Annotated in this window: 28 protein-coding genes; 13 read left to right on the forward strand and 15 right to left on the reverse strand. The window is 63.7% G+C overall.

Features of this window, described 5'->3' with window-relative positions; translation table 11 throughout:
- Positions 1–56: 56 nt before the first annotated feature.
- A complete protein-coding gene (locus Q0X18_RS09920; protein ID WP_297561704.1) occupies positions 57–581 on the reverse strand; it encodes a Uma2 family endonuclease in 525 nt (174 codons plus the stop codon).
- 103 nt (positions 582–684) lie between these two features.
- On the opposite strand from Q0X18_RS09920, the gene paaA reads away from it, so the two are divergent.
- The 5 genes from paaA to Q0X18_RS09945 all read left to right on the forward strand — a co-directional run bounded on the left by paaA (position 685) and on the right by Q0X18_RS09945 (position 4,191).
- Positions 685–1,656 carry a 1,2-phenylacetyl-CoA epoxidase subunit PaaA gene (gene paaA, locus Q0X18_RS09925; protein WP_297561706.1) on the forward strand — a complete coding sequence of 324 codons (972 nt, stop codon included), beginning with the start codon at positions 685–687 and terminating at the stop codon, positions 1,654–1,656.
- A gap of 18 nt (positions 1,657–1,674) precedes the next feature.
- Complete coding sequence (locus Q0X18_RS09930) at positions 1,675–2,244, forward strand: phenylacetic acid degradation protein (RefSeq protein WP_297561710.1); 570 nt, start codon at positions 1,675–1,677, stop codon at positions 2,242–2,244.
- On the forward strand, positions 2,228–2,986 hold the full coding sequence (gene paaC, locus Q0X18_RS09935; RefSeq protein WP_297561712.1) for a 1,2-phenylacetyl-CoA epoxidase subunit PaaC: 759 nt from the start codon (positions 2,228–2,230) through the stop codon (positions 2,984–2,986). The genes Q0X18_RS09930 and paaC overlap by 17 nt, the downstream gene beginning before the upstream one ends.
- A 1-nt stretch (position 2,987) precedes the next feature.
- Positions 2,988–3,482, forward strand: coding sequence for a 1,2-phenylacetyl-CoA epoxidase subunit PaaD (paaD, locus tag Q0X18_RS09940; protein ID WP_297561714.1), 495 nt, complete (start codon positions 2,988–2,990; stop codon positions 3,480–3,482).
- Between the two features lie 115 nt (positions 3,483–3,597).
- Positions 3,598–4,191 carry a hypothetical protein gene (locus Q0X18_RS09945; protein WP_297561716.1) on the forward strand — a complete coding sequence of 198 codons (594 nt, stop codon included), beginning with the start codon at positions 3,598–3,600 and terminating at the stop codon, positions 4,189–4,191.
- Positions 4,192–4,233: 42 nt separating this feature from the next.
- On the opposite strand, the gene Q0X18_RS09950 is transcribed toward Q0X18_RS09945, so the two are convergent.
- Both Q0X18_RS09950 and Q0X18_RS09955 read right to left on the reverse strand, forming a co-directional pair.
- Positions 4,234–5,487, reverse strand: a complete 1,254-nt coding sequence (locus Q0X18_RS09950) for a hypothetical protein (protein ID WP_297561718.1) — start codon at positions 5,485–5,487, stop codon at positions 4,234–4,236.
- 75 nt (positions 5,488–5,562) lie between these two features.
- On the reverse strand, positions 5,563–5,808 hold the full coding sequence (locus Q0X18_RS09955) for a hypothetical protein (protein ID WP_297561720.1): 246 nt from the start codon (positions 5,806–5,808) through the stop codon (positions 5,563–5,565).
- 95 nt (positions 5,809–5,903) lie between these two features.
- On the opposite strand from Q0X18_RS09955, the gene Q0X18_RS09960 reads away from it, so the two are divergent.
- Together Q0X18_RS09960 and Q0X18_RS09965 are read left to right on the forward strand one after the other, a co-directional pair.
- Positions 5,904–6,191 (forward strand): type II toxin-antitoxin system Phd/YefM family antitoxin, encoded by a 288-nt coding sequence (locus Q0X18_RS09960; RefSeq protein WP_013014681.1) that lies wholly within the window; start codon positions 5,904–5,906, stop codon positions 6,189–6,191.
- Positions 6,175–6,450, forward strand: a complete 276-nt coding sequence (locus Q0X18_RS09965) for a Txe/YoeB family addiction module toxin (protein ID WP_013014680.1) — start codon at positions 6,175–6,177, stop codon at positions 6,448–6,450. The genes Q0X18_RS09960 and Q0X18_RS09965 overlap by 17 nt, the downstream gene beginning before the upstream one ends.
- A 94-nt stretch (positions 6,451–6,544) precedes the next feature.
- Here Q0X18_RS09965 and Q0X18_RS09970 read toward each other — a convergent pair whose 3' ends face one another.
- The 3 genes from Q0X18_RS09970 to Q0X18_RS09980 all read right to left on the reverse strand — a co-directional run bounded on the left by Q0X18_RS09970 (position 6,545) and on the right by Q0X18_RS09980 (position 9,885).
- The gene (locus tag Q0X18_RS09970) at positions 6,545–7,765 is read right to left on the reverse strand and encodes a VWA domain-containing protein (RefSeq protein ID WP_297561730.1); all 1,221 of its coding nucleotides are present in this window, start codon (positions 7,763–7,765) and stop codon (positions 6,545–6,547) included.
- Positions 7,766–7,779: 14 nt separating this feature from the next.
- The gene (locus Q0X18_RS09975) at positions 7,780–9,201 is read right to left on the reverse strand and encodes a sigma 54-interacting transcriptional regulator (RefSeq protein ID WP_297561732.1); all 1,422 of its coding nucleotides are present in this window, start codon (positions 9,199–9,201) and stop codon (positions 7,780–7,782) included.
- 102 nt (positions 9,202–9,303) lie between these two features.
- A complete protein-coding gene (locus Q0X18_RS09980; RefSeq protein WP_297561736.1) occupies positions 9,304–9,885 on the reverse strand; it encodes a lactate utilization protein in 582 nt (193 codons plus the stop codon).
- A gap of 61 nt (positions 9,886–9,946) precedes the next feature.
- Here Q0X18_RS09980 and aroQ point away from each other — a divergent pair, with 61 nt between their 5' ends.
- Together aroQ and Q0X18_RS09990 are read left to right on the forward strand one after the other, a co-directional pair.
- Complete coding sequence (gene aroQ / locus Q0X18_RS09985; protein WP_297561739.1) at positions 9,947–10,387, forward strand: type II 3-dehydroquinate dehydratase; 441 nt, start codon at positions 9,947–9,949, stop codon at positions 10,385–10,387.
- Positions 10,384–10,647, forward strand: coding sequence for a hypothetical protein (locus Q0X18_RS09990; RefSeq protein WP_297561742.1), 264 nt, complete (start codon positions 10,384–10,386; stop codon positions 10,645–10,647). Before aroQ ends, Q0X18_RS09990 begins: the two co-directional genes overlap by 4 nt.
- Here Q0X18_RS09990 and Q0X18_RS09995 read toward each other — a convergent pair.
- On the reverse strand, positions 10,619–11,215 hold the full coding sequence (locus Q0X18_RS09995) for a biotin transporter BioY (RefSeq protein ID WP_297561745.1): 597 nt from the start codon (positions 11,213–11,215) through the stop codon (positions 10,619–10,621). The genes Q0X18_RS09990 and Q0X18_RS09995 overlap by 29 nt on opposite strands.
- Positions 11,212–12,135, reverse strand: a complete 924-nt coding sequence (locus tag Q0X18_RS10000) for a biotin--[acetyl-CoA-carboxylase] ligase (RefSeq protein ID WP_297561747.1) — start codon at positions 12,133–12,135, stop codon at positions 11,212–11,214. The genes Q0X18_RS09995 and Q0X18_RS10000 overlap by 4 nt, the downstream gene beginning before the upstream one ends.
- A gap of 161 nt (positions 12,136–12,296) precedes the next feature.
- On the opposite strand from Q0X18_RS10000, the gene Q0X18_RS10005 reads away from it, so the two are divergent.
- The 3 genes from Q0X18_RS10005 (at position 12,297) to Q0X18_RS10015 (ending at position 16,006) form a co-directional block, all read left to right on the forward strand.
- Positions 12,297–13,496, forward strand: a complete 1,200-nt coding sequence (locus tag Q0X18_RS10005; protein ID WP_297561750.1) for a DUF1800 family protein — start codon at positions 12,297–12,299, stop codon at positions 13,494–13,496.
- A gap of 21 nt (positions 13,497–13,517) precedes the next feature.
- Complete coding sequence (locus tag Q0X18_RS10010) at positions 13,518–14,690, forward strand: DUF1501 domain-containing protein (protein ID WP_297561753.1); 1,173 nt, start codon at positions 13,518–13,520, stop codon at positions 14,688–14,690.
- 98 nt (positions 14,691–14,788) lie between these two features.
- Positions 14,789–16,006: a Gfo/Idh/MocA family protein gene (locus Q0X18_RS10015; protein WP_297561756.1), complete on the forward strand. Its 1,218-nt coding sequence runs from the start codon at positions 14,789–14,791 to the stop codon at positions 16,004–16,006.
- Positions 16,007–16,109: 103 nt separating this feature from the next.
- Here Q0X18_RS10015 and Q0X18_RS10020 read toward each other — a convergent pair whose 3' ends face one another.
- Complete coding sequence (locus Q0X18_RS10020; protein WP_297561758.1) at positions 16,110–16,742, reverse strand: transposase; 633 nt, start codon at positions 16,740–16,742, stop codon at positions 16,110–16,112.
- Positions 16,739–16,906 carry a restriction endonuclease subunit S gene (locus Q0X18_RS10025; protein ID WP_297561760.1) on the reverse strand — a complete coding sequence of 56 codons (168 nt, stop codon included), beginning with the start codon at positions 16,904–16,906 and terminating at the stop codon, positions 16,739–16,741. Before Q0X18_RS10025 ends, Q0X18_RS10020 begins: the two co-directional genes overlap by 4 nt.
- A gap of 211 nt (positions 16,907–17,117) precedes the next feature.
- Here Q0X18_RS10025 and Q0X18_RS10030 point away from each other — a divergent pair, with 211 nt between their 5' ends.
- Positions 17,118–18,446 carry a hypothetical protein gene (locus tag Q0X18_RS10030; RefSeq protein WP_297561762.1) on the forward strand — a complete coding sequence of 443 codons (1,329 nt, stop codon included), beginning with the start codon at positions 17,118–17,120 and terminating at the stop codon, positions 18,444–18,446.
- A gap of 3 nt (positions 18,447–18,449) precedes the next feature.
- Here Q0X18_RS10030 and Q0X18_RS10035 read toward each other — a convergent pair whose 3' ends face one another.
- Genes Q0X18_RS10035 through Q0X18_RS10055 form a run of 5 tightly spaced genes read right to left on the reverse strand, consistent with a single transcriptional unit; the run spans position 18,450 to position 23,381 of the window.
- Complete coding sequence (locus tag Q0X18_RS10035) at positions 18,450–19,439, reverse strand: tagatose 1,6-diphosphate aldolase (RefSeq protein ID WP_297561764.1); 990 nt, start codon at positions 19,437–19,439, stop codon at positions 18,450–18,452.
- A 40-nt stretch (positions 19,440–19,479) separates the two neighbouring features.
- On the reverse strand, positions 19,480–20,328 hold the full coding sequence (locus Q0X18_RS10040) for a PfkB family carbohydrate kinase (RefSeq protein WP_297561766.1): 849 nt from the start codon (positions 20,326–20,328) through the stop codon (positions 19,480–19,482).
- Positions 20,322–21,644 (reverse strand): fucose isomerase, encoded by a 1,323-nt coding sequence (locus Q0X18_RS10045; protein ID WP_297561768.1) that lies wholly within the window; start codon positions 21,642–21,644, stop codon positions 20,322–20,324. The genes Q0X18_RS10040 and Q0X18_RS10045 overlap by 7 nt, the downstream gene beginning before the upstream one ends.
- 33 nt (positions 21,645–21,677) lie before the next feature.
- The gene (locus Q0X18_RS10050; protein ID WP_297561770.1) at positions 21,678–22,508 is read right to left on the reverse strand and encodes a carbohydrate ABC transporter permease; all 831 of its coding nucleotides are present in this window, start codon (positions 22,506–22,508) and stop codon (positions 21,678–21,680) included.
- Between the two features lie 9 nt (positions 22,509–22,517).
- Positions 22,518–23,381: a carbohydrate ABC transporter permease gene (locus Q0X18_RS10055; protein ID WP_297561772.1), complete on the reverse strand. Its 864-nt coding sequence runs from the start codon at positions 23,379–23,381 to the stop codon at positions 22,518–22,520.
- Positions 23,382–23,551 lie beyond the last annotated feature (170 nt).

Here is a 23,551-nt window from a genome sequence, read left to right on the forward strand (position 1 = left end):
TGCAGCTACTCCCTCAAGCTGAGCAAGAACCAGTAGCCCTCAGACACCTGTGACTCCTACAACCACCACTCGAGCCCGTCCCCCCCGATCGCGATCGGTGCAACCGCCGTGCCCTTCTCGAAGTAAAGGGGCTGATAACCCGGGGCGCGGTAGACTTCCAGTTTCTCTTCCAGCAGGTTCACAATCCATACCTCAGGAATGCCCGCCTGGGCATACAGTGGCACCTTCAGGCTGCGGTCTTGGGCGAGGGTGGTATCGCTCACCTCGATCACCAGTAGCACGTCTTGTGGGTAGGGGTCGCGGTCTTTGTAGGTAGAAAGGGGCGGCTTCAAAAGCATCAGATCGGGCTCGGGCTCGGATTCGGGCGCAATGATCAGCGAGCACTGCGGCATCACCACAACACGCTCGGAAAAGGTTTTGACCAGCATCTGGGTGAGTGCTGTGACGCAATAGCGATGACGATAGCCCATTGGCGACATGTGATAAACCTCACCATTCAACAGCTCCACCCGGCCCTGCCCCAAAGCGCCTGCAGCATAGGCTTTGTGGTAATCCTCGACGGTGAAACGGTGCTTCACCATGGCTCGAGTATAGCAAGCGTAATCGAGGCACTTTGATTTTTGAGGTGCCTCGAGCTAAACTAGCAAAAACTAACGAGCGTTAGTTTGGTAGGTGGGAGGAGATATGCCAATCAAGTACGGAGTACCCAGCGACCCCGACTACAACGAGCGCCTGCGCGAGTTTGAGGCCCGCATCGCCCGCGGGGAAAAGATCGAGCCCGGCGACTGGATGCCCGAGGAGTACCGTCGCCAGCTTATCCGCATGATTTCCCAGCACGCCCATTCCGAGGTGGTGGGGATGCTGCCGGAAGGGGCCTGGATCACCCGCGCCCCCACCCTCAAGCGCAAGATGATCCTGGTAGCCAAGGTGCAGGACGAAGCCGGCCATGGCCAGTACCTCTACCACGCCGCCGAGACCCTGGGCATATCGCGCGAGGCCATGCTGGAAGCCCTGCTCTCGGGCAAGGCCAAGTACTCCTCCATCTTCAACTACCCCACCCTGACCTGGGCCGACATCGGCACCATCGGCTGGCTGGTGGATGGGGCCGCCATCAAGAACCAGACCATGCTGGCGGCCTGCTCGTATGGCCCCTACAGCCGGGCCATGGTACGCATCTGCGCCGAGGAGACCTTCCACCACAAGCAGGGCAAGGAGATGGTGCTCCTTTACGCCAAGGGTACGCCCAAGCAGCGCCAGATGGCCCAGGACGCCATCAACCGCTGGTGGTGGCCGGCCCTGATGATGATGGGCCCCCACGACAAGGACAGCCCCAACACCGAAATTCTGGTGCGCTGGGGGATCAAGACCAAGACCAACGACCAGGTGCGCCAGGAGTTTATCAACGAGCACGCGCCCGAAATCCTGGAAGCGGGCCTCACCATCCCCGACCCCGAGCTGCGCTACGACGAGGCCACCGGCAACTGGCTACACGGCCCCATCAACTGGGACGAGTTCTGGCAGGTGGTGGCTGGCAACGGCCCCATGAACAAAGAACGCCTGGAGGCCCGTCGGCGGGCCCATGCCGAGGGGGCCTGGGTGCGCGAGGCCCTGGAAGCCTACGCCGCCAAGAAGCAAAAGACCGCCGTCGCGGTGTAGCGCTGCGGAGGAGGCCCTATGGATACACAATGGCCCCGCTGGGAAGTCTTCAAGCAGGACACCCCCCACAAGCCCCATCAGGCGGTGGGCTCGGTGCACGCTGCCGACCCCGAACACGCCCTCCTGACCGCCCGTAACGTCTTTGCCCGGCGGCCCCAGGCGGTGAGCATGTGGGTGGCTCGAGCCGAAGACGTCTACGCCTGGACCCGAGAGGAGGTTCTCGAGGGCCTGGCAACCGCTAAAGCCGATACCGGCCTGGGCGCAGCCTGCCGATACCTGGTCTTTCGCAAAACCACGCACAAGCGCTCCATGACCTTTGTGGACTATGTGGGCGAGGTGGAGGCCACAAGCCCCGAGGAGGCCCTCCAGCAGGCCCAGGCCCGGTTCACCGACACCGAGGCCCTGGCCTGGTGGGTTGTGCCCGCCGATAAGGTGTATCAGAGCGACCCCAGCCAGGAGACGGTGGAAAGCTGGTTTGCCCCAGCCAGGGAAAAAACCTACAAGCAGCAGCAGTTCTATGCCACAGTGGGTTCCCACATCAGCAAGCACAAGGTGGGGCGGGGGGTGGAAGATGACGAATGCTGCTAAAGAGGTTCTGATCGCCAAACTGACCGCGCTGGCCGACGACGAGGTCATCCTGGCTCACCGCAACAGCGAGTGGACCGGCCACGGGCCCATTCTGGAAGAGGACATTGCCCTGGCCAACATCGTGCAGGACGAGCTGGGCCACGCCACCTTGTGGTACGGTCTGCGCCAGCAACTCGACAGCTCCGACCCCGACCAACTGGCCTTTTTCCGCGACGCCAACGAGTACCGTTGCTGCGAGCTGGTGGAGCTGCCCAAAGGCGACTGGGCCTTCACCATGCTGCGGCAGTACCTGTTCGACCTTTACGAGGCGTTCTGGCTCGAGGCCGCCCGGCACAGCACCTACCAGCCCCTGGCCGATGCCGTGCAGAAGATTATCCGCGAGGAGCGCTTCCACCTGCAGCACACCCAGGCCTGGATAGAGCGGCTGGGCCAGGGCACCGAGGAGTCCAACCGGCGCTTGCAGCAAGCCCTGGAGATGCAGTGGGGCTATGCCCAGCAGCTTTTTGTGCCCATCCCTGGCGAAGAACTGCTGGTAGCCGAGGGCATCGTGCCCGACCTGGCCCCTGTAAAAGAACGCTGGCTCGAGCACAGCACCCGCCACCTGCAAGCCGCTAGCCTCAAGCTGCCCATCAACCCCGGTTACCAGCCCACCTCCCGCACCTACCACACCGAGCACCTGTGGAGCATACTGGCCGAGATGCAGTCCACCGCCCGCTGGGACGCCGAAGCCAAGGTTTGGTAACATGACTGCCCTACCCAGTACCGAGCAAGTCTGGAAGGCCCTGGCCCAGATTCCCGACCCCGAGATTCCGGTGATCAACGTGGTCGAGATGGGCATTGTGCGGGATGTGGAGATCGAAGGCAATAAGGCCACCATCACCATGACCCCCACCTTCTCGGGCTGCCCGGCCCTGCACCTTATCCGAGAACAGCTCGAGCGCACCGCGCGCGCCCTGGGCTTCGACCCGGTCGAGGTTAAAACCGTGCTATCGCCGGCCTGGAGCACCGACTGGATTAGCCCGGAAGCCAAGGAGCGCCTGCGCCAGTATGGGATTGCACCTCCCAAACCCAAAGGCGCGCAGGACTTTTTGATAGAGCTCGAGGCCGCCCCCACCCCCTGCCCGCGCTGCGGCTCACTCAACACGTCCGTCAAGAACACCTTTGGCCCCACCCTGTGCAAGGCCATCTACGTCTGTAACAACTGCCAGGAGCCCTTCGAAAGCTTCAAGACCGTGTAGGCAGCAAAACCTTTGAGTAACGCCCAAAAACCCGTTTTGGGTCAAATGTAACTGAATTCCCCCCTGGGCATGGGTGTACAATTTCACTGCTTCAAAGAGCGAGCAGGAGGAATTTATGAAACGTGTAGCACTACTCGGCAGTGTTTTGGCTTTGGCTTTTGCTGGCTGCGGGCTCATTAGCAGCCCACCCATTAACAACCCCTTTGGACTGGATGGGCTGCAAACCACCATTAACCTCGGCCCCAGTGCAGCTGCCACCGGTACAGCCAACGTGACCGCTACCTTTGAAGACCTCACCAACCTCAACCTTCCCGCCAACCCAAGTGGTTTTTCTTATAATCTGGCAATCTCGAGCGTAAGTTTTGGCACGGGCTGCCCGGCCACTACCCCCTCACCCATCAACGTCACCATGAGCGCTACCCTTACCGTCTCTGATAACGGAGGAGCCGGAGGTGCCCAGCGCAGCAGCACAGCCTCTGCCAACAGCGTGCAGTTCACCCTTACCAGCAGCGGCAGTCAAGTTACCGTAGGCAACCTGACCAACGGAACCCTTAATCTCAACGTGGGTCAGATTCTACCCATCCTCCAAAACGGTGGACAGAACACCGCCGTACTCGAAGCCCAAATCACCACCGTCAGCACCCCCGACCTGGCCGGCTGCGCCATGACCATCACCTGGGGCGGCGGTCAGGGCGTCCTGCGCTTCTAACAGCCTGCTAGAGAAAACCCGCTCAGGGACGAGCGGGTTTTTTTATGGCGGCGGCAGCTCAAAGTAGCGCCGCAAAACGTCGCGCACCTCGGGGGGAAGGGGCTCGGACTCGAGGTACTTCTCGGCCTGGCGCTGCACGTTCTGCGGGGGCTGGCCCGAGGCCCAGGGGCTGGGCAGGGGTGCCGGTCTCCCCTGTCGGTTTTCCCCCCGGCTGAGCGGCGCTTCGCCTGCTGGGCGCTCGGTACGCGAGGGCAGATTCTGTGGTGGGCGGGCCTGCGGGGTCTGTCCCTGAGGGCTTCCGCCTTCGCCACCGCGAGCCTGACTCTGGCCCGGATTATCTCTCGAAGGCTGGCCCTGCCCTGGCTGTTGTCCTGGCTGTGCTTGCCCAGGTTGGGGGGGTTGTGCTTGTCCAGGTTGGGATGGCTGTGCTTGCCCTGGACGGGATGAGTTGCCCGGTTGAGCTGGCTGCGCTTGCCCAGGTTGAGGTGGCTGCGCTTGCCCAGGTTGAGGAGGCTGTGCTTGACCCGGCTGATTGGTTTGCGGCTGTCCTGTCGGATTGGGTGAATTCTGCCCAGACTGCGCGGGATCTTGCCCGTTTGGGCTGGATGAAGGCTGTTCGCGGCCTTGCAGGTTTTCAACCGTTTGACCGGGGCGCGTTGCATCCTGGCCGACCGCGTCCTGCGGTTGGTTCTGGCCTTGTGCATCCCTTCCCTGTGCTTCCTGTATAGGTGCGTCTGGTTGCGTGGGCTGCGTCTCTTCTGCTGGGGTGGGGGCTGCCCCCGGCTCCGAACCAGGTGGCTGGCTTTCGGATGGGTTCCCCTGCGGAGGTGGAGGCTCGGCTTGCCGTGGGCTGGGCTGGGCTGGATCGGTTGAACGGGTGGTTTGTGATATGGGAGGGGGGCTCGAGGCCACCGCAGGTGAAGAGGACGGCAGGCGCAGGGGTGGCAGCACCCAGACCAAGCCCAGCAATAGCACGTAAAGAGCAGCAAAAGCCCAAGGAAAAACCGGCAGCCGGGCTCCGCGCAGACTGGCCGCCGCCTCGAGCTGCAACTGATTGCGCCAGGGGTGGTGGGGAGGGGCCTCCAGCGCGCTACGGTAGGCCAGGCCGTACTGCCGATCCAGGTCGGCCAGGGCGCGCCGCTCCTCCCAGCGGGAGGGGTACAGCAAACCCAGCAACGATCCCAGCACCCAGGCCGGATGCACCAGCCAGGCCAGCGGAAACAGCAGCAAGGCCAGCCCTATAGCCAGCCAGAGCCGCACCCGCCAAGCCCGCCTTGCAGCCCATGCCCGGTGCATGGCTACAGGGTACTGGGGAAGGGTTGAGTTCAGATAGGATGCAGTACACCATGACACTGCCAGTACGAGCGCGCCCTAAAGACGTTCCAGAACCTCCTCGGCTTGCTGGAAGTAGCCATCCTTGGGAATCAGCACATAGCCCCTCGAGCTTCGCGCGGGGTAATAGGGCACCTCGAGGCTCAGCTCCCGCCGCACCCCTTCGTAGCGGCGGATCTGCGCGGGGTTGAAGGCCGGCCTGGGCCGGAACTGCACAGCCTGGGAGAGGCGTTCGATGAGGAGGGCCAGGTAGGCCGCGATTCCCCAGGCTCGGGCCGTTTTCATAAAGGGTAGTGTAGCCGGAAGCGAAGGGCAAAGCATGAGTGCCGACCAGTGACCATCGCCTTCGAACTTGTACAGATTTATTGTACAATAGGGTTATGGCTATTGAAACGAGTTACAGCCTGGCTAGAGAGCAGCTTGCTACCCTGCTCGATCGCGTGACCAACGATCTGGAGGTGGTCATCATCAACCGTCGCAACGGGAAGCGCGTGGCTATGATTGACGCCGATGAGTACGAGCGCCTCATGGAAACCGTGCATTTGCTGCGCTCTCCCAAGAACGCCGAGCGGCTGTTAAAGGCGCTCGAGCAGGCTCAAAAAGGCGAGGGTCTGAAGGGCAGCACCGCAGATCTGCGGCTCGAGGTACTGGGTGGCCAAGGCAAATAGGCCGCGCGAGGCCCTTTTCACGCCGGTCTTTCTCGAGGATCTTCGCTTCTGGGTGGATACCGACCGAAAGGTTGCGCTCAAAATTTTCGACCTGATCGAATCGGTCTTGCGCGAACCCTTTGCTGGGATCGGAAAGCCCGAACCCCTCAAATACCTTGGCCCTGGCATGTGGTCGCGCCGGATCACCCAGGAGCACCGCCTGGTTTACCGCGTCTCGGACGAGCGGATTGATTTCCTGCAAGCGCGATACCATTACTAATGCCGTTTCCGCCTTCAATAGTGAACGATGCTGTCGAAATGCGTATAATCGCTTCTCGGAGTACAGGTGTTCTACAGGCCTGGTTAGATACCGTCTAATTGCGGCTCACCTTGCGGTTCAAAAAGTCCATCAACACATACCGCCCGATGTTGCCGGGGGTGGTAAGGTAGGCCTTGCCCTTGGTGATCTGAGTGATTTTTTTGACGAAGGCCAGCAGCTCGGGCTCGCGGGCCAGCATGAAGGTATGAATGGGAATGCCTTCCTTGCGGGCCAGGGTGGCCTCTTTGAGGGTCTCGGCCAGGATTACAGGGTCGAGGCCCCAGGCGTTTTTGTAGATCTGACCCGAGGGCAGGGTGAGGGCGGAGGGCTTGCCATCGGTAATCATGATGATCTGCTTCATCTCCCCGCTCATCTTCTTGAGCATCTTGCGGGCCAGCTTGAGACCCTCGGCGGTGTTGGTGTGGTAAGGCCCAACCTGCACGGTGGGGAGGCGGCCCAGCGGTACTTCCTCGGCGCTGTCGTGGAAGACCCCGAAGCGCACCTGGTCGCCGGGGTACTGGGTGCGGATCAGGTGCGCCAGCCCCAAAGCCACCCGCTTGGCCGGGGTGAAACGGTCTTCGCCATAGAGGATCATGGAGTGGGAGCAGTCCAGCAGCACCACGGTGTTCATGGCGGCGGTGTACTCGGACAGCTCGATGGTCAGGTCGCGTTCTTCGATGTTCTCCAGCCCCTTCATCACCACCTGCTTGAGCGTCTCGCCGATGTTGATGTTGGGCTGGTCGCCGAACTCGTAGGGCTTGGTCTCACCGCTCGACTCCACCCCCGAGGCAAAGTGCCGGGTGACGTGGGCGCCGGGGGCGTTTTTTCCCAGGGAACCCAACAGGGTGCGCAGGCTCTTGAGGCCCAGAAAGTCCACCGACTTATTTGTGAGTTCCAACCGGGTGTCCTGGGCTTCGCCCTGCATACCCTGCCCCTGCGGGTTGGTGGGGTACTGGCCGGGCAGCCGGATGTAGCCCTCGTCTTGCAGGCGTTGCATCAGGCGCTGCAATTCCTGGCCCAGTCGGGTTTCCTGAAAATTCCGGGCGTTCTGGGCCTCACGCAGCCACTCCTCGGGGATGCGGTCTTGCTCCAGCAGGGCTTGCAGCAGGGCATCCATCAGGTCTTCGGCGGTGGGGCCGCGGTTGGGGTCGGGCTGGTAGCGGTTGTAGGGGTCCGAAAAGCCCGAGTCCATCAGGAAGTCCTGGATCATGTCCATCAGGTCGGCGCCGGTGAGGTCGTCGAAGCCTGGCTCGTATTTGGAGTATCGGACGCGCATGGGTTTACTCCCGATCAGTTGCCGCTCCCCCAGCGCTCGCGCTCTCGCTCGATGGGGGCGCTGTAGCTCTCCTCGCCGCGGGCGATCTTGCGGCGGCCTGCCAGGCCCTCGAGGATGAACTCCCCGGCAGCCACCAGGGCCTCGGGGGTGGTCTGGGGCTCGAGCTTCTGGGCAGCCGCGATCAGCCCCGGCACCTTTTCCATCTCCTTCAGCACCGCTTTGGCGCTGCCCTCGGGCAGGGTGAGGAGGTTGCCATCGGCGAAGTACTGCACGATCTCGTCTACCTGCAGACCCCGGGCCCGTTCGCCATAAGCCAGGCCAAAGGCTTTTTGCAAGAGGTCCTTGGCGACCCGCTCAGCACCCTGGAGTTCGCCCTCGTACTCGAGTTCGATTTTGCCGGTAATGGCCGGCAGCGCCGCGTAGAGGTCGAGGGGCCGGGCCACCGGCCGCTCCCCCGCCAGAAGCGCCCGCCGCTCGGCGTTGGAGGCCACCAGTTCCAGCAGGCTAATGGAGAGGCGCTGCGAGACCCCCGAGGTCTTGTCTACCCGTTTGTCCTCGCGGGCCACAAAGGCCACCGCTTCCGAAGCCTCGGCCACGTAGGCAGGGATGTACATCCCTTCCTCTCGAGCAATCCAGGCCTCCTGCCGGGTGATGGAAAGGCCCTCCTCGAGGGTGCGGGGGTAGTGGGTGCGGATCTCCGAGCCGATGCGGTCTTTGAGGGGCGTGACGATCTTGCCGCGGGCGGTGTAGTCCTGCGGGTTGGCGGTGAAGGCGATCCAGACGTCGAGCTGGAGGCGCACCGGATAGCCCCGGATCTGCACATCACCCTCTTGCAAGATGTTGAAAAGCGCCACCTGCACCTTGGGGGCCAGGTCGGCCACCTCGTTGATGCCGAAGATGCCCCGGTTGGCACGGGGCAAGAGGCCGTAGTGGACGGCCTCGAGGTCGGCCAGCCCGGTGCCGCGCTTGGCGGCCTTGATGGGGTCAATGTCGCCCAGAATATCGGCCACGGTGGTGTCGGGGGTGGCTAGCTTTTCCACGTAGCGCTCCGAGCGGGGAATCCAAACGATGGGGGCGTCGTCACCGGCCTCCTCCAGCAGGCGCTTAGCCTCAGCCGAGAGGGGGAAGAGGGGGTTGTCGCGGATCTCGGTGGGCAGGGCTGGTACCTCGTCGTCCAGCAGCTCGGTTAGCTGGCGCAAAATGCGGCTTTTGGCCTGCCCACGCAAGCCCAGCAGAATGAAGTTGTGCCGGGCCAGGATGGCATTGACCAGGTTGGGAATTACCGAGTCGTCGTAGCTCTGGATACCGGGAAAAAGACGCTCACCGGAACGCAATTTGGCAATCAGGTTCTCCCGCGCCTCGTCCTTTACGCTGCGGCGGAGTTTTTCCAGGGGGTAGGTGCGCTTGAGTTCACCGAGGGTTCGGGCCTTGGTCATGGCTCGAGTGTAGTCGGATTTGCCCTCAGATTATGTAAAGTAGGTGGGTATTCCCTAGTATACCCCGCATTTTTCTTGTCTGAGTCTGTGGCCCTCGAGGTTTCAGCCTTCTATTCTGGCAATCACCCCTGCAATCAGCCGCCCCGGCCCATGCACCCCCTTGACCATAATCTGGCCGATGTCGGCAGACTTGCTGGGGCCCGAATGCAGTCCGATAGCCGAGGGGAGCGAGGGCTGTAGGGCTTGGAGGGCCTCCAAGAGGGTCGGGTACATTTTTTCTTGCGGCACGAACACCAGGTGCACAGGGGGCAAAAGCTGGGTGCGGCGGCCCTCCTGGCTGCTGAGGATGACCGTGCCGGTCTCGGCTACCGCGCCCAAAGCCCAGGAGATGCCGAGGGGGGCTTCTTCGGGGGGCAGGAGGGGCAATTGGGGGCGCAACGCCTCTGGAACCATCTGTCCCACCACCACCCCAGCAAAGGTCTGGGCAAAGTGGCCAAGCCATTCCTGAGCGGCCTGCAGGCTCTCCAGCCGCACCACCTCTCCCCCGTTCTCTGTAAGGCGCTGGGTGAAGAGGGCCAGGGCCTCCTCGGGTAGGCAGGCTGGCAGGGCCAGCGGCTCCGGCAGGGCAATCTGGGGGCGGTGCTCGAGGCCCCGGCGGATGCGGGCCAGGATGCGTTCACGCATGGCAGGAGTATACCAAGCAAGCGTTGCCCGATGGCCCGCGGGGCCTTTACCATAGGGTCAAATGATCCTGATTCTCAACGGCCCCAACCTGAACCTGCTGGGCAGGCGTGAACCCGAAATCTACGGCCATACCACCCTCGAGGAGCTCGAGGAGCTGTGCGAGGCCTGGGGGGCCGAGCTGGGCCTGGGGGTGGCCTGCCGCCAGTCCAACTTCGAGGGGCAGCTGGTGGAGTGGATTCAGCAGGCCGCCGACGAAGGCTTCCGGGCCATCGTGCTGAACCCGGGGGCCCTCACTCACTACTCAGTTGCACTGCTGGACGCGGTGCGCGCCCAGACCTTGCCGGTGGTGGAGGTGCACCTCTCCAACATCCACGCCCGCGAGGAGTATCGCCGCCACTCGGTTACGGCCATGGGCGCTAAGGGCATCGTATCGGGCTTTGGACCCATGTCCTACAGGATGGCGCTGGTCTACCTGGCCGACCTGCTCGAGGCCCAGCCATGAGGGTGCAGTGGCAGGAGGTGGCGATGGTCGCAGCCATCGCCGGCATCTTCACCCTGGTGGCCCAGATTCCGCAAGTGGGCTTCTGGGGTGCGCTGTGGCTGGGTCTTCCGGTGGCCCTGCTGGCGGGAGGGGCCTATGGGCTGCTGATGCCCTGGGTTCTCCGCTGGGCGGCCCGGGGGCTAGCCAAAGAAAACCCTCCCCCGCTCGAGGGGGAGGGGCAGAACCTCGAGGCTACCGACGAAAGAGACGCCAGGCGGTAGGAAGCAGGGCTGCAGCGATGGCGGCTTTAATCAGGTCACCCAGCAGAAAGGGAATCATACCGGCCTGCAGCACCCCCCAGACCCCGCTGTAGCGCCCCGCGCCCGAGAGCGCGAAGCCCAGCCAGGTCACACCGATGGCGTAGATGAGCAGGCTGGCCAGCAGCATGGCCCCAAAGGTCTTGAGCGCGCTGCGGTCGGTGCCGTAGCGCTCGACCAGGTAGCCCACCAGGTAGGCCGCCAGGGGGAAGGCCAGCAGGTAGCCGGCGGTAAAGGCGATGCGTGGGTGGAACCAGGTGGCCCCCCCCGCAAACACCGGCAGCACCAGGCCCTCGAGCAGGTATGCCACCACCGCCAGAAAACCCAGCCGGCTGCCCAGCGCGGCCCCTACCAGGAGCACCCCCAGGGTTTGCAGGGTGATGGGCACCGGCTGCAAGGGGATCACCGCCTGCGACAACAGCGCCAGCAAAAAGCTGCCTAAAAGCACCAGCAGCAGGTCGCGCTGCCAGCTCCGGGCCGGAAAAAGCGACTTCGAGAGGGGTAGATAGGGTAGGCTTTGGGTTGGGTTCATCTGCTTCCTCCTAAAAAACCGATCAGTTCCACATCACCCGCCCCGATGTGGTGGGTTGTGTCTGCGCTTTGCACCACCAGCGCGCCATCCGGGCCAATGTCGGTGGCCTGGCCCTCGAGCACACCCCGCGGCGTGGTCACCCGCACCCGCTGGCCCAGGGTGTAGCTATGGGTGCGGTAGTCCTGCAACAGCGCCTCTGGGTGGCGGAGCTGGACGTAGCGGGCCTCGAGGCGCTCCAGCAGGCGCGCCAAAACCTGAACCCGGCTCACCTCGAGGAACTCCTCCAGAGCCGCCGCGCCATCCGGGAGCACACCCCGGTGCACGTTGAGGCCGATGCCCAGAAGCACCCAGGCCACCTCTTCGCCGCTCACCTGGGCCTCCAGCAGCACCCCCGCCAGCTTGCGCCCATCGGGGCTCAAGAGGTCGTTGGGCCACTTGAGCCCCCCCAGCCCACAGGCCTCGCGCAGGGCCAGGCCCGCGGCCAAGGGCAGCAAAGGGAGCGCGGATAGTGGCAGCACAGGGCGCAACAAAACCGAAAAGGTAAGGCTCCTGCCCGGCTCGCTGGCCCAGGCCCGCCCACGGCGGCCCCGGCCTTTGAGCTGCCGCTCGGCCAGCACCACCGCCCCTTCTTCGGCCCCATCCAGGGCCCAGTTTTTGAGCACCTCCTGGGTGCTCTCCACCGTGCCCAGGTAGGCGTAAAAAGCGCCGAAGCTCCCCTTTCGTAGGGCCTCGAGGGCGGCTGGGGTGGGGCTTCCGGGGGCCAGGCGGTAGCCCCGGCCTTTCTGGGTCTCCACCGGATAACCGGCCTTACGGAGCTCCGCTACCTGCTTCCAGACTGCCGTGCGGCTTACCCCCAGCGCCGCAGCCAGGGCCTCGCCGCTCTGGAAGCGGTCGTGGAGGTAGTCGAGCAAAGCGGACACGTCAACCAAAATACCCTGCTCTGGTTGACAAAGACAAGCCCATACGAAAGCGGTCGGACTCGGTGCAAAGAGACCTCGAGCGGCGTGTGTCGGCTGGGTTTGTGTGGCTTAAGGCTGGCTTCAGCTTGGGTGGCTATGTTGGAGACATCTGGAGTTTTGCTATGGCCCGTCCCCTCAGTTTTTCCAACGCCGCTCACCTGCTACGCCGCGCCGCTGCACGGGGGCGCAGGGAAGAAGCCCAGCAACTGGCCGAAATGGGCCTCGAGCCTGCCGTAGACTTCCTGCTGCGCGACCCGGCCCCGGCCCCCAGCTACCGCACCGCGGCCACCCGCAACGAGCGCGGCCAGCAGCACCGCGAGATCAGCCAGCTCTGGCTCAACCACTGGCTCACCACCCCCACCCCGGCCGCCGAGCGCCTGGTGCTGTTCTGGCACGGCCACCTGACCTCCGAGTTTCGCGAGACCATGGGGGCCCAGGGCATCGATTTCTGGCAGCAGTTCGCCACCTTCCGGCAACTGGGGTATGGCCCCTACGGCGACCTGCTGAAGGCCATCGCCCGCAACCCGGTGATGCTGCTCTACCTCAACAACGCCCAGAGCCGCAAGGAACACCCCAACCAGAACTGGGCTCGAGAGCTTCTGGAGCTTTACACCCTGGGGCCCGGCCACTACACCGAGCAGGACATCCTCGAGGCCGCCCGCGCCTTCACCGGCTGGACGGTGCGCCTCCCCGGCAACCAGCGGCCCCGCGAGGCCAGCGCCAACCTGGCTTTCGAGTTCGTCTTCAACCGCAACTGGCACGACCCCGGCGAAAAAACCTTCCTGGGCCGGCGCGTCCGCAGCGGCGAGGAGGTGCTGGAAATTCTGATCGAGCACCCCCAGACCTACCTTTTTGTGGCCCGCAAGCTGCTGCGCTTTTACCTGTGCCCCGAGCCGCCCGAGGCCCTGGTGCAGGAGGGGGCCCGGGTCTTCCGCGCCGAGGGTACTCGAGGGTTCCTGCGCTGGCTTTTCACCCACGAGGCGTTTTATAGCCCGGCTTACCGCAACGCCCTCATCAAAAGCCCCCTGGAATACCTGGTGGGGCTGTGGTACGCCGCCGGGGTGAGCCAGGTGAGCTTCGAGGAACGCCCAGGACGGGCCCTTTACCAGTCCCTGGCGGCCATGGGTCAGATTCCCTTCGACCCGCCCAATGTGGCCGGATGGGACGGGGGCCTGGCCTGGCTGGCCGAGTCGCCCTTCCTGACCCGGCTCAACCTGCTGGCCGGCTTCGCTGGCCGCGAACGCCGCCTCGACCTCGAGGTCTTCATGGACAACGCCGATGGGGCTTTGTCCCTGGTCAAACCAGAAGCACAACTCCTGTAACCCTGCTTTTGCGAGGCCGATATGAACCGACGCGAGTTTATCCAGAAGTCCTTGCTCACGCTGGCCCTGGGCCAGGGGGCCCCTTCGCTGCTCTCGAGAACCGCCCTGGCTGCCCAGTCCAAAGAAAAAATCCTGGTGGTGGTGAACCTGTTTGGCGGCAACGATCAGCTCAACACCCTGGTGCCCTACCGCAACGAGCTGTATTACCGCCTGCGCCCCAACATCGCCATCCGGCGAGAGGAGGTGCTCGACCTGGGCACCAACGGCGAACGCCTGGGCCTGCACCCGGCCCTGAGACCCCTGATGCAGATGTGGAACAACGGCGAGCTGGCGGTTATTCCCCAGGTGGGCTACCCCAACCCCAACCGGAGCCACTTTATCTCCACCTCCATCTGGCATACTGCCGACCCCAGCCGCCGGCTGGAAACCGGCTGGCTGGGCCGCTGGGGCGACCTGCAGGACGACCCCTTCTGCGATACCTTTCTGGGGGGGGCCACCCCCCAGGCCCAGATGGGCGAGCGCCGCAGCGCGCCGGCCATCAGCAGCATCGATACCTTCAGCATCCGGCTGCCCCGGCCCTTCGAGGAGGCTTTCGACCGGGAAGCCCAGCGGGTGCGCAGCGGCACCGCCGAAGAGGTGCGCCGGGCCATGCTCTCGCTGCGCGGCGCCCTGGACAAGGTGGGGCAGCTACGCCTGGTTCGGAACCAGGCCCAGTACCCCGACAACGCCTTTGGCCGCAGCATAGCCGACATCGCCCGCATGATTGCCGGTGGGCTGGGCAGCAGCGTCTACTACACCACCCTGGGGGGCTGGGATACCCACGCCGGGCAGCCCCCGCGCCAGGCCGAGCTGCTGGGGTATCTGGCCCAGACCCTGGCAGCCTTGCGGGCCGACCTGAGGGCCATTGGCCGGGATAAGGACGTCATGGTGATGGTGTTTAGCGAGTTTGGGCGCCAGGTGGCGGAAAACGCCTCGTTTGGCACCGACCACGGGGAGGGTGGGCTGATGCTGGTGCTGGGCGGTGGCATTCGGGGCGGGCTGTACGGCAGCGAGCCCAACCTGGAAGACCTCGAGCTCAACGCGCTCAAGTACCAGACCGATTTCCGCAACGTCTACGCCGCCGCCCTGCAGTGGATTGCCGCCAACCCCCAGCAGGTGTTGGGGGGCGATTTCCAGCCCCTGCGCCTGATTTAGAGCACCTGCACTTTTCGGTTTGATGGGGTGGCCCTTCCCTGCAACGAAAGGGCCTCCCTGTTCAGTTAATCAGATTTTAGATTTATAATCTAAAAAGCATGAAACGCAACAAGGAGTTCGCCAACCGCCTCCACGCGCTCACCCCCAAGTTTGCCTACGTGCCGCAGGAGGACCGCTTCCTGATGAACCCCGGCCCCCTCAAGTACCGCTTCAATGTGATTGGGGTGGGGGTGAACGGGCAGGAGCACATCCGGGTGACGCTGCTCGAGGGCCGCTGCACCATTCACGGCGTCTACGACCCCAACCCCAGTAGCGTGGAGGCCGCCCAGCGCATCAAGGCCCAGTTCACCGAGGAACCCCTGGTGGTCTACGAAAGCCTCGAGGCCGCCTGCCACGACCCCGCGGTGGACGGGCTGATCATCTGCACCCCCAACCACACCCACCTGGAGGTGCTAAAGGTGGCCGCCCAGTCGGGCAAGCACATCCTCCTGGAAAAGCCCATGGCCACCAACCTGCAGGACGCCTACGAGATCTGGCAGATTGCGCAGAATTACCCCAGGGTGTTGCAAATCGGCCTGCAGTACCGCTTCAAGCCCATCTACGTGGAGGCCATCCACGAGGCCAAGGAACGCAAAAGCCTGGGCGAGATCAAGACCATCACCATCCTCGAGCACCGCGAGCCTTTCCTGGACAAAGTGAAGCAGTGGAACAAGTTTTCCAAGTACTCCGGCGGCACCCTGGTGGAGAAGTGCTGCCACTACTTCGATTTGTTCAATCTGTTCGCCGAGTCGCGCCCGGTGAGCGTGTACGCCTCGGGCAGCCAGGCGGTCAACTTCCGCGACTTCGAGTACGGCGGGGAGAAGTCGGACATCCTGGACAACGCCTTTGTGATCGTGGAGTACGCCAACGGTATCCGGGCCAACTTCAACCTGTGCATGTTCGCGCCCATGGTCTACGAGGAAATTGTCATCTGTGGCGACGAAGGCCGGCTCAAGGCCAGCGAGGGCGTGAACGGGCAGGCCTACTCCAAGTGGGAAAACTACCTCGAGGTCATCTGCCTCCCCGACCGCACCTCCCGCACCATGACCCCCAGCTACCCCGCCCTGATCGAGGAGAGCGGCCACAGCGGGGCCACCTACTACGAGCACCTGCGCTGGATCGAGGCCATGGACGGAAAACCCAATACTGCCGCCACCGCCGAAGAGGGCTTCTGGAGCGTGGTGGTGGGGGTGGCCGCCGAGGAGTCGGTGAAACGGGGGGAGAAGGTGTGGGTGAAGGAGTTGCTCGAGGCCAATGGGTTGGGGCAGTTGGTGTAGGTTGCGTCGCCCAACCCCTGACCACGCTATCGTTGGCCTCGCGAGCATCGAGGCAGGCCGGGGCCGCCTGTTCAACCACTGATTCGATCATCTGCGCTACGATTCATCTCTCGGCGGGGTAGATTGCAACCCCGCCTTCTAAAATCGGATTTTCCCTATCCAGGCCCCATTTTGTCGGGTTATTCACAATATACTGGCGAATGCGTTCTAGAGATGTGTCGTTGCGGATGATGTGTTCGTAATAATTGCGTTGCCAAAGGCGACCGCCAAATGGCGGCCACCCCGATTGTTTCACGCCGCGAATATACGCGACCGTCGTTTTTGATTTGAACACCCCCACAATATCCCCAACGGTAGGGGCAACCCTTGTGGTTGCCCCATTGGTGGTTGCCCCATTGGTGGTTGCACCATTGGTGGTTGCGTGGTCACGTTGGGCAGGCACAAGGCCTGCCCCTACGGGGTGGTTATGGGCAATGACAATAATTCCGTGCAGATGATTCGGCATCGTCACAAACGCATCCAATTCGACATTGGGGAAATACGTAGAAATGTCTTGCCAACACCGTTCGACCATGTGCCCCGCCTCGCTTAATTGCATCACTCCATCCACCACATCGCCAAACAAACATTCGCGTTCTTGCGTCACAATAGTGATGAAATATGCCCCCGCCTGGGTGTAATCGTATCCCTTCAGGCGGATGGATCGGCGGTGGTGTTTTTGGGGGTCGTATTTCACAACCCGCGCTCCTTCAAGAGCCAGTACGCATCCTTCACCCAAATCTCACCTGAGATGAGCTTGGGCATCAGCATGTCGCACAGGGCAGTGAGGGTGCGGGATTCCATAGCGATTGTTTGAACGTGGTCTTCAAGAGACTTGAGCATTTTTTCAAATACAACCACAACCTTCTGCGGGTTGTTGCAATGCTCCCAGAGCGCCCCCCCGGCACAAGTCCGCTATTTGCCCTGCAAGCATGTTTGCTCTTTATGCTACGCAATCATAAAACCATACGCCAAGTCATTTGCACAGAAATAGCACCGGTCTATTCCCGCCAGTCATGCCCCGGTCATCCTGGGCTGTGTAAGCTAGCTGTGAACCACAGGAGGTGGGCGCATGAAACGGCTGGCTGGGTTTTTAGGTGCGGTGCTGCTGCTGGGGTGCGGCCTGGGGGTAGCCCTGGCCGATAGTTTCGACATTTTCGAGTACACCCCACCCCAGGGGTGGAAGAAGAGCAACCTGCAAGGCGGGGTGATGCTGGCACTGCAGACCAAGGACTCGTTTGGGGCCATTGTGCTGTATGCCAGCACGCCCGCCGGCAACAACCCCGAGCAGAACTTTAGGGGCGAGTGGAAGCGGCTGGTGGAAGAGGGCCTCGAGCTCTCCGGCGAACCCACCACCGAGATGGGGCCGCCCAACGGGGATTATCAGAACCTGGCCGGGGGGATTGCCGTTTCCAAGGATGGGCTGGACTATGTGGTGCTGCTCTCCACCTTCACCGGCAACGGGCGCGTGGCCAGCATCCTCTACATCACCACCACCGAACAGCACCTCGAGCTCTTCGACCGCTTCAACAGCAGCCTCAAGCTTGCCAGGCCCAGAGCCACCCAGGCCCCACCCGCCAGCGCAGCCCGCCCCCCAGCCAACACCCGCACCATTTCCACCCCCACCACCCGCTTCAACGATGGCTGGGTGGCTACCATCGAGCAGGGCTTCGTGCGGGTGGCCAAGGGCGAGGTGGTGGTGCTGCTGCACTACGGCATACCACTCTCGGAATTGCCGGAAGGCCCCAACGAGGTCGTCCGCTACTGGAACCGCCTGGTGGCCCCCCGCTACCGGGTGGACGGCCTCAAGGTCTTCGAAAACGGCCCCTGCTATATTTGCCTCTATTTTGGCGAGGGCAGCGCCACCGAGATCGCCACCGGCGCGCGCAAGCACGTGGCTTTGTACGTGCAGTTCAATAAGGGCCTTGGCTATGCCATCCAGGTGGTGGCCCCCAGCTTTGCCACCTTCCAGAAGGAATTCCCCAACATCGAGGCCGTCGGCAAGATGTACGGCTACAACAAGTTTGCGGTCAAAGCCGCCGACCTGACCGGCAAGTGGACCTCCAGCACGGGCGCCGCGGCCCAGTACTACAACTCCGTCACCGGCGCCTATGCCGGTATGAACGCGGTGAGCATGGCCGATAGCTTCACCTTCAACCGGGATGGAACCTATAGCTCCGCCCACAGCGGGGCCAGCGGCTTTGTGGGTTCGCAGCAGTTCTACTCGCAAAAATACCAGGGCCGCGCGACCCTGAACGGCTGGCAGATGAGCCTCACCAACCGCTTCAACAACAAAACCGAGGTGTTCGAGGCCTACTTCGAGATGACCGCAACCGGGCCGGTGCTAAATCTGATTCAGGTGGATGCAAGGGGCATCCACTATCGGCTGGTGCGGGAATAATTTTTAGCCTGCGATGCCCTCGAGCCGCCAGTCCACCTCGGGGTGAATGGGCTTGATGGTGTGCAGGAGTTCGTTCAGGCGGTGGAGGGTCTCGAGGCCCTCCTCGCGCAGGGCCTCGCGCAGCCGGGAGCGGTCGGGGTAGAAGCGCAGGGGGTGCTGCCAGACCGCGCGGCCCGCCAGGTAGCCCCGTGCACCGGCCCGCAGCGCTGCTTCCAGCACCTGCACGAACTGGTCGGCGTTCAGGCCGCCCGAGAGCAGCAGCCAGGGGGCCGGGAGTTCGCTGTAGGCCTTCATGTCGGCCTCGAGGTCGTCCAGCGAGTAGCCCTTGCCGCCAAACTCCCGCACCAGCCCCGCCGCGCCGGGGAAGGCCAGCTTGTAAAGGTCAATGTGAAAACCGGGGTCGGCGAAGGCCGCGGCGATTTCCAGCGACATCTCGCGCAGCTTGGCGTTGTAGGTAGGGGCATCCTCGCCGGGGAGGGGGTAGGGCAGCACCTCGAAGATGAAAAGGCGGTCGGCCTTTCGGCAGGCTTCGCCCACGCTTCGCACAAAGTTCAGTTGGTGCTCGGTAATTTCGGGCGGGGCATCGGGGCGGTGCCAGGCCAGAAGCTTCAGGCCATCGGCCCCCATGCGCACCGCCTGCTCCACGCTCCAGCCGGGAATAATCGCACTTTTGCGCCAGCCGCCCTCTACGGTAAGGAAGCGGTGGTGCTCGAGGGTCAGCATCAGGCCGGTCTCGCGCGGCAGAACGGGCATGGCGGCAGGAAAAGCGTAGTGCGGGTCTACCAGGATTCCGGTCACGCCCCGGGCCAGGGTCTCGGCCAGCAGGCCCTTGAGTTCGGTCACTTCGGGCCCCACGCTCTCCGGGTCGCGGCCCAGGGCCTGGGCGACGATCTGCATCAGGGGCGGGCGCTGGTCAATGGCCAGGGTGCCAAAGCGCATGGCCCCATCGCCAATGCGGGCATAGGCGCGGGCTTTTGCTGGGGTGGTTTTCATGCGTCTCCTCGTGTATCTAGCTTGCTTAGGGTTTTGGGGTTCAGGGCAAGGAAGCCAGAAAGGCCCGCACCTCGTCCCGGCGCGGGGGGCTGGCCTGGGCGCAGTGCAGGGCGGCGGTCGCCGTGGCAAACCGCAGCGCCGCCACTTCGTCCTGCCCTTCGGCAAGGGCCAGGGTAAAGGCTCCGTGGAAGACGTCCCCCGCCCCGGTGGTGTCGCGCACGTGCACCGGGTAGGCCGGCAGGTGTCCGCCCGCATAGGCCACCCCCTGGGCCCCCAGGGTCACCGCGGCGAACACCCCAAGGGCTTGCAGTTGGGCCAGCAGCGCGTCCACGCCGCCTTTCTGCGCGGCCAGCTCCTCCGAAGCCACCACGTGCGTGGCCACCTGGGTGAGCATCCAGTCCTCGTCACGGTCGCGGTCCAGATCCAGCACCACCGGGAGGCCCCGCTCACGGGCGGCCTGGCCCAGGCCATACCCCGCCGAGGCCCAGCGCCCGTCCAGCAGCAGCGCGCCGGTTCCTTTGAGCAGGCGCTCTTCGCCCAGCACCAGCCCGTCGGGCAGCTCGGGCCGGTAGGGGAAGATGTAGCGCTCACCCTCCGGCGTGACCAGCACCGCCGAGACCGGGGTGGCCGCGCCAAGCTGGAAGTGGGCCTTAACCCCTTCGGCCTCGAGCATCTCCTGCAGGCGTTCTCCCGTGGCATCGTGGCCCCGGCGGCTCACCAGATGGGCCTCGGCCCCCAGCCGGGCCGCCGCCACCGCGGCCACCGCCGCCGGCCCCCCGATGGTCTCGCGGTAGCCCAGCACCCCGGTGCGGCTGGCACGGGGTGGGAAGGTCTCGATGTAGTAGCGCTGGTCCAGGTTGGCCCAGCCCACGGTCAGGATCTTCACCATACCAGTCGGTTTTCCTCGGGCCGGGCAGGCAGCGCCTCCAGGCCCAGCCAGGCGCACATCTCCAGCAGGGCCTCTTCATGCGCGCCCATCCCTACGGCCAGGTGGTGGGGGATGCGGTGGTTGAACCAGCTTGCCAAAAACTGCCGGGGGGTGAGGGGTTCGGCGGCCCAGGTGGGGCGGGTGAGGTAGCCAGAGTCCCCATCGTAGCCTTTCTCACCGCTCAACACGCCCCCGTGCACCACGGCTTTGCGACCCGGCAGCAGGCGCAGGCCGCTAATGGGCCCCGCCCGCAGCGCCATGTCACGCACGGCGGGCAGGTGGCGGTTGAAGTGCGGCACCAGCCGGGTGGGGCCCGCGGCCCAGGCCTGGGGTGCTTCGCCCCCGTGCCAGAGCATGATCCCTTTGGCCGAAAAGTGCGAGATGTCCAGCAGGATGGCCGGCCGGCCCGAGATGGCCTTCAGGGCTAGCTGGCTGGCCAGGCCCATCACGTCGCCCTCGGGGGCCAGGGTGTAGCCCACATCGGCCAGGCGGGCCATGGCTGCATAGGCCATGACCCCGGTCTGGTCGGGGATTTCCGGCCACTCCCGCAGGGCCACCCCGTCGTAGGGCCGGGCCAGTTGCTCTAGGGCCAGCTCGAGGCGGAAGCTCTCGCGCAACTGCTCCAGCGGGTACTCGGAAAGCTCGTGGAACTCTGCGACCCGCGCCTCTAGCTCGGCCTCCGAGACCGCCGCCAGGGCCTCCCACAGCTCGGCCAGCTCGGCTTTCTCCACGGTGAGGCCGGTCTCGGGCAGGGCCCCAAAGGCAAAAAAGCCGGGCGCGTGGCCGCCCAGCCAGAGCACCCGGCCTTCGCGCAGCACCTTCACACCCCGCAGGGCCTGCAGGGTGAGCTTAAGGCGGGCCTGAAACCAGGCGTCCTCCACCGAGCCGTAGAACCACTTGGTGGGCTTTTGGGCCAGCGAAACCCCCAGGTTGAGGCCGCAAACCGCGTTCTGCGGCAGCGGGCCGCTGTCCCACACCTCGGGCAGGGCCCACAGCCCCACCGGGATGGGCAGTTCCAGCAGCGGCAAAAAGGCATCGCCGGTGGCAAAGGTCACGTGCTGCACCAGCAGCAGATCCAGCCGGGCGTCCTGGGCCGCGCGGGCCGCCGCCTCGGCTTGGGCGGCGTCGGCCACTGGCTCGGCCACATAGGCCAGATCGAAGCCCAGCCGGGGGCCCAGGGCCTCCAGGGCCTGGCGGGTGGTGGGCTCGAGGCCCAGCTTGGAACCCCTAAACAGGGGCCGCACAATGGGAACTAAACCAACTCGTAGATTTGACATACCGTTTAGCATTCGCTTGCAGGACACAGCTGTCTAGCCCTTCACCCCCCCCTGGGTCAGGCCGCCCACCACCCGCTCCTGGAACAGCGCAATCACCAGGGCCACCGGCACCAGCGCCACCACCAGCGCCGCCGAGATAAGGGGCCAGGGAAACACATACTCCCCCTGATACAACTGGATGCCCACCGGCAGGGTGCGCATGGCCTTGGCTGGCAGAAGCGTGGAGGCCAGCAAAAACTCGTCCCAACTGTTTACGAAGGCCAGAATGGCCGCGGTAAACACCCCCGGCGCCGATAGCGGCACCACCACGTGCCACAAGGCTCCCAGGCGGGTGCTGCCGTCCACCATGGCAGCGGACTCGAGGTCTTTGGGAATGCCGGCAAAAAAACTGACCAAAGTCAGGGTAGCCACCGGCAGGGAGAGCGCCGCATGGGGCAGAATCAGGGCCAGGTAATTGTTGCGCAAGCCCAGCTCCACAAAGGTCTGGTACAGCGGCACCATCAGCGAGGCCACCGGAAACATCGAGACCCCTACCAGCAGCGACAAAATCAGGTTGCGGCGGGGCACGTGAAGCCGGGCCAGCGCATACGCTGCCAGGCTCGCCACCCCCACGCACAACAGGGTCGAGGCCACCGCCACAATCACACTATTCAGAAAGTAGCGGCCCAGTGGTTGTTCGCGGAAGGCCTGCACGTAGTTTTGCAGGGTGGGATTCTCCGGCCAGTAGGTGATGGGAATGCGGGTCAGCTCGGCTTCGCCCTTAATGGAGGTAAAGAAAATCCACAACGAGGGAAAGAAGCCGTTGATCATCACGATGGCCGCAGCAATCCACAACCAGATGCGCGGGTTCTTAAAGGGATTCATGCGACCCTCCTAGTCATCGGCCCCCCGGATGTAGCGCAGGTAAACCAGGGTGATGGCCATGCTGAGCAAGAACAGCAGCACCGCCAGGGCCGAGCCATAGCCAAAGTTAAGGTTCTCGATGCTGGTTACCCGCACGTACATGGCCAGGGTCTCGGTGGCATTACCAGGGCCGCCTTTGGTCATGGCGTAGGGAATGTCAAAGGTTTGAAAGGCCGTGATGGTACGGAAAATCAGGGCCACCAGAATTGAGGGCACCAGGAGCGGTAGGGTCACCCGCCAGAACACCTGCCAGCGGGTAGCCCCATCCACCGCGGCGGCCTCGTAGAGTTCCTTGGGGATGGTTTGCAGACCAGCTAGCAGAATCAAGGCCACAAACGAGCTGGTCTTCCAGATAATCGTCCAGCAGATGGCCCAGAAAGCCAGGTCGGGCTTAAACAGCCAGAACTGCCGCTCACCCCCCAGCCGCACGATCAGGTCGTTGACCACCCCGTACTGACTGTCAAAAAACCACTGGAAGATCAGACCCACAAACACCAAGGGCAGCGCCCAGGGCAAGAGCAGTCCCAGCCGCACCGGCCACTTGTAGCGGAAGGGCAGGTTGGCCAGCATGGCCAGGCCCAGGCCCACCACCAGCGCACCAGGCACGGTAACCAGCACAATCAGGGTCGTATTTTTGAGGGCATTCCAGAAGCGCGGGTCACTCAGGGCCAGGGCGTAGTTGGCCAACCCGTTGAAGCTGGCCTCCGGACTCAGGGTTAGCTGGTACTGGTAAAAGCTGGTGTAGATCAACCGGGCCACCGGATACAGGGCAATAAAGCCCAGTAGCAGCGCGGCAGGAACCAGCAGCCAGAGCGCCAGAGCTCGCTCGGACATATCTCCGAAACTGCGTCGGTAGGGTCGTGGCTGCATGGTTACGCTCCTCCCTCCAAACTCACAAAGCAGGTCTTGCACATACAGCGTCTTGAAAAATGTTCTTTGTTTGCTGGCTCTAAACCGCACTTCATTTACTGAATCGCGGCTCCCTCCATTTTTTGTCCCTCGAG

The organism is Meiothermus sp. (genome assembly GCF_026004075.1).
GTDB lineage: Bacteria > Deinococcota > Deinococci > Deinococcales > Thermaceae > Meiothermus.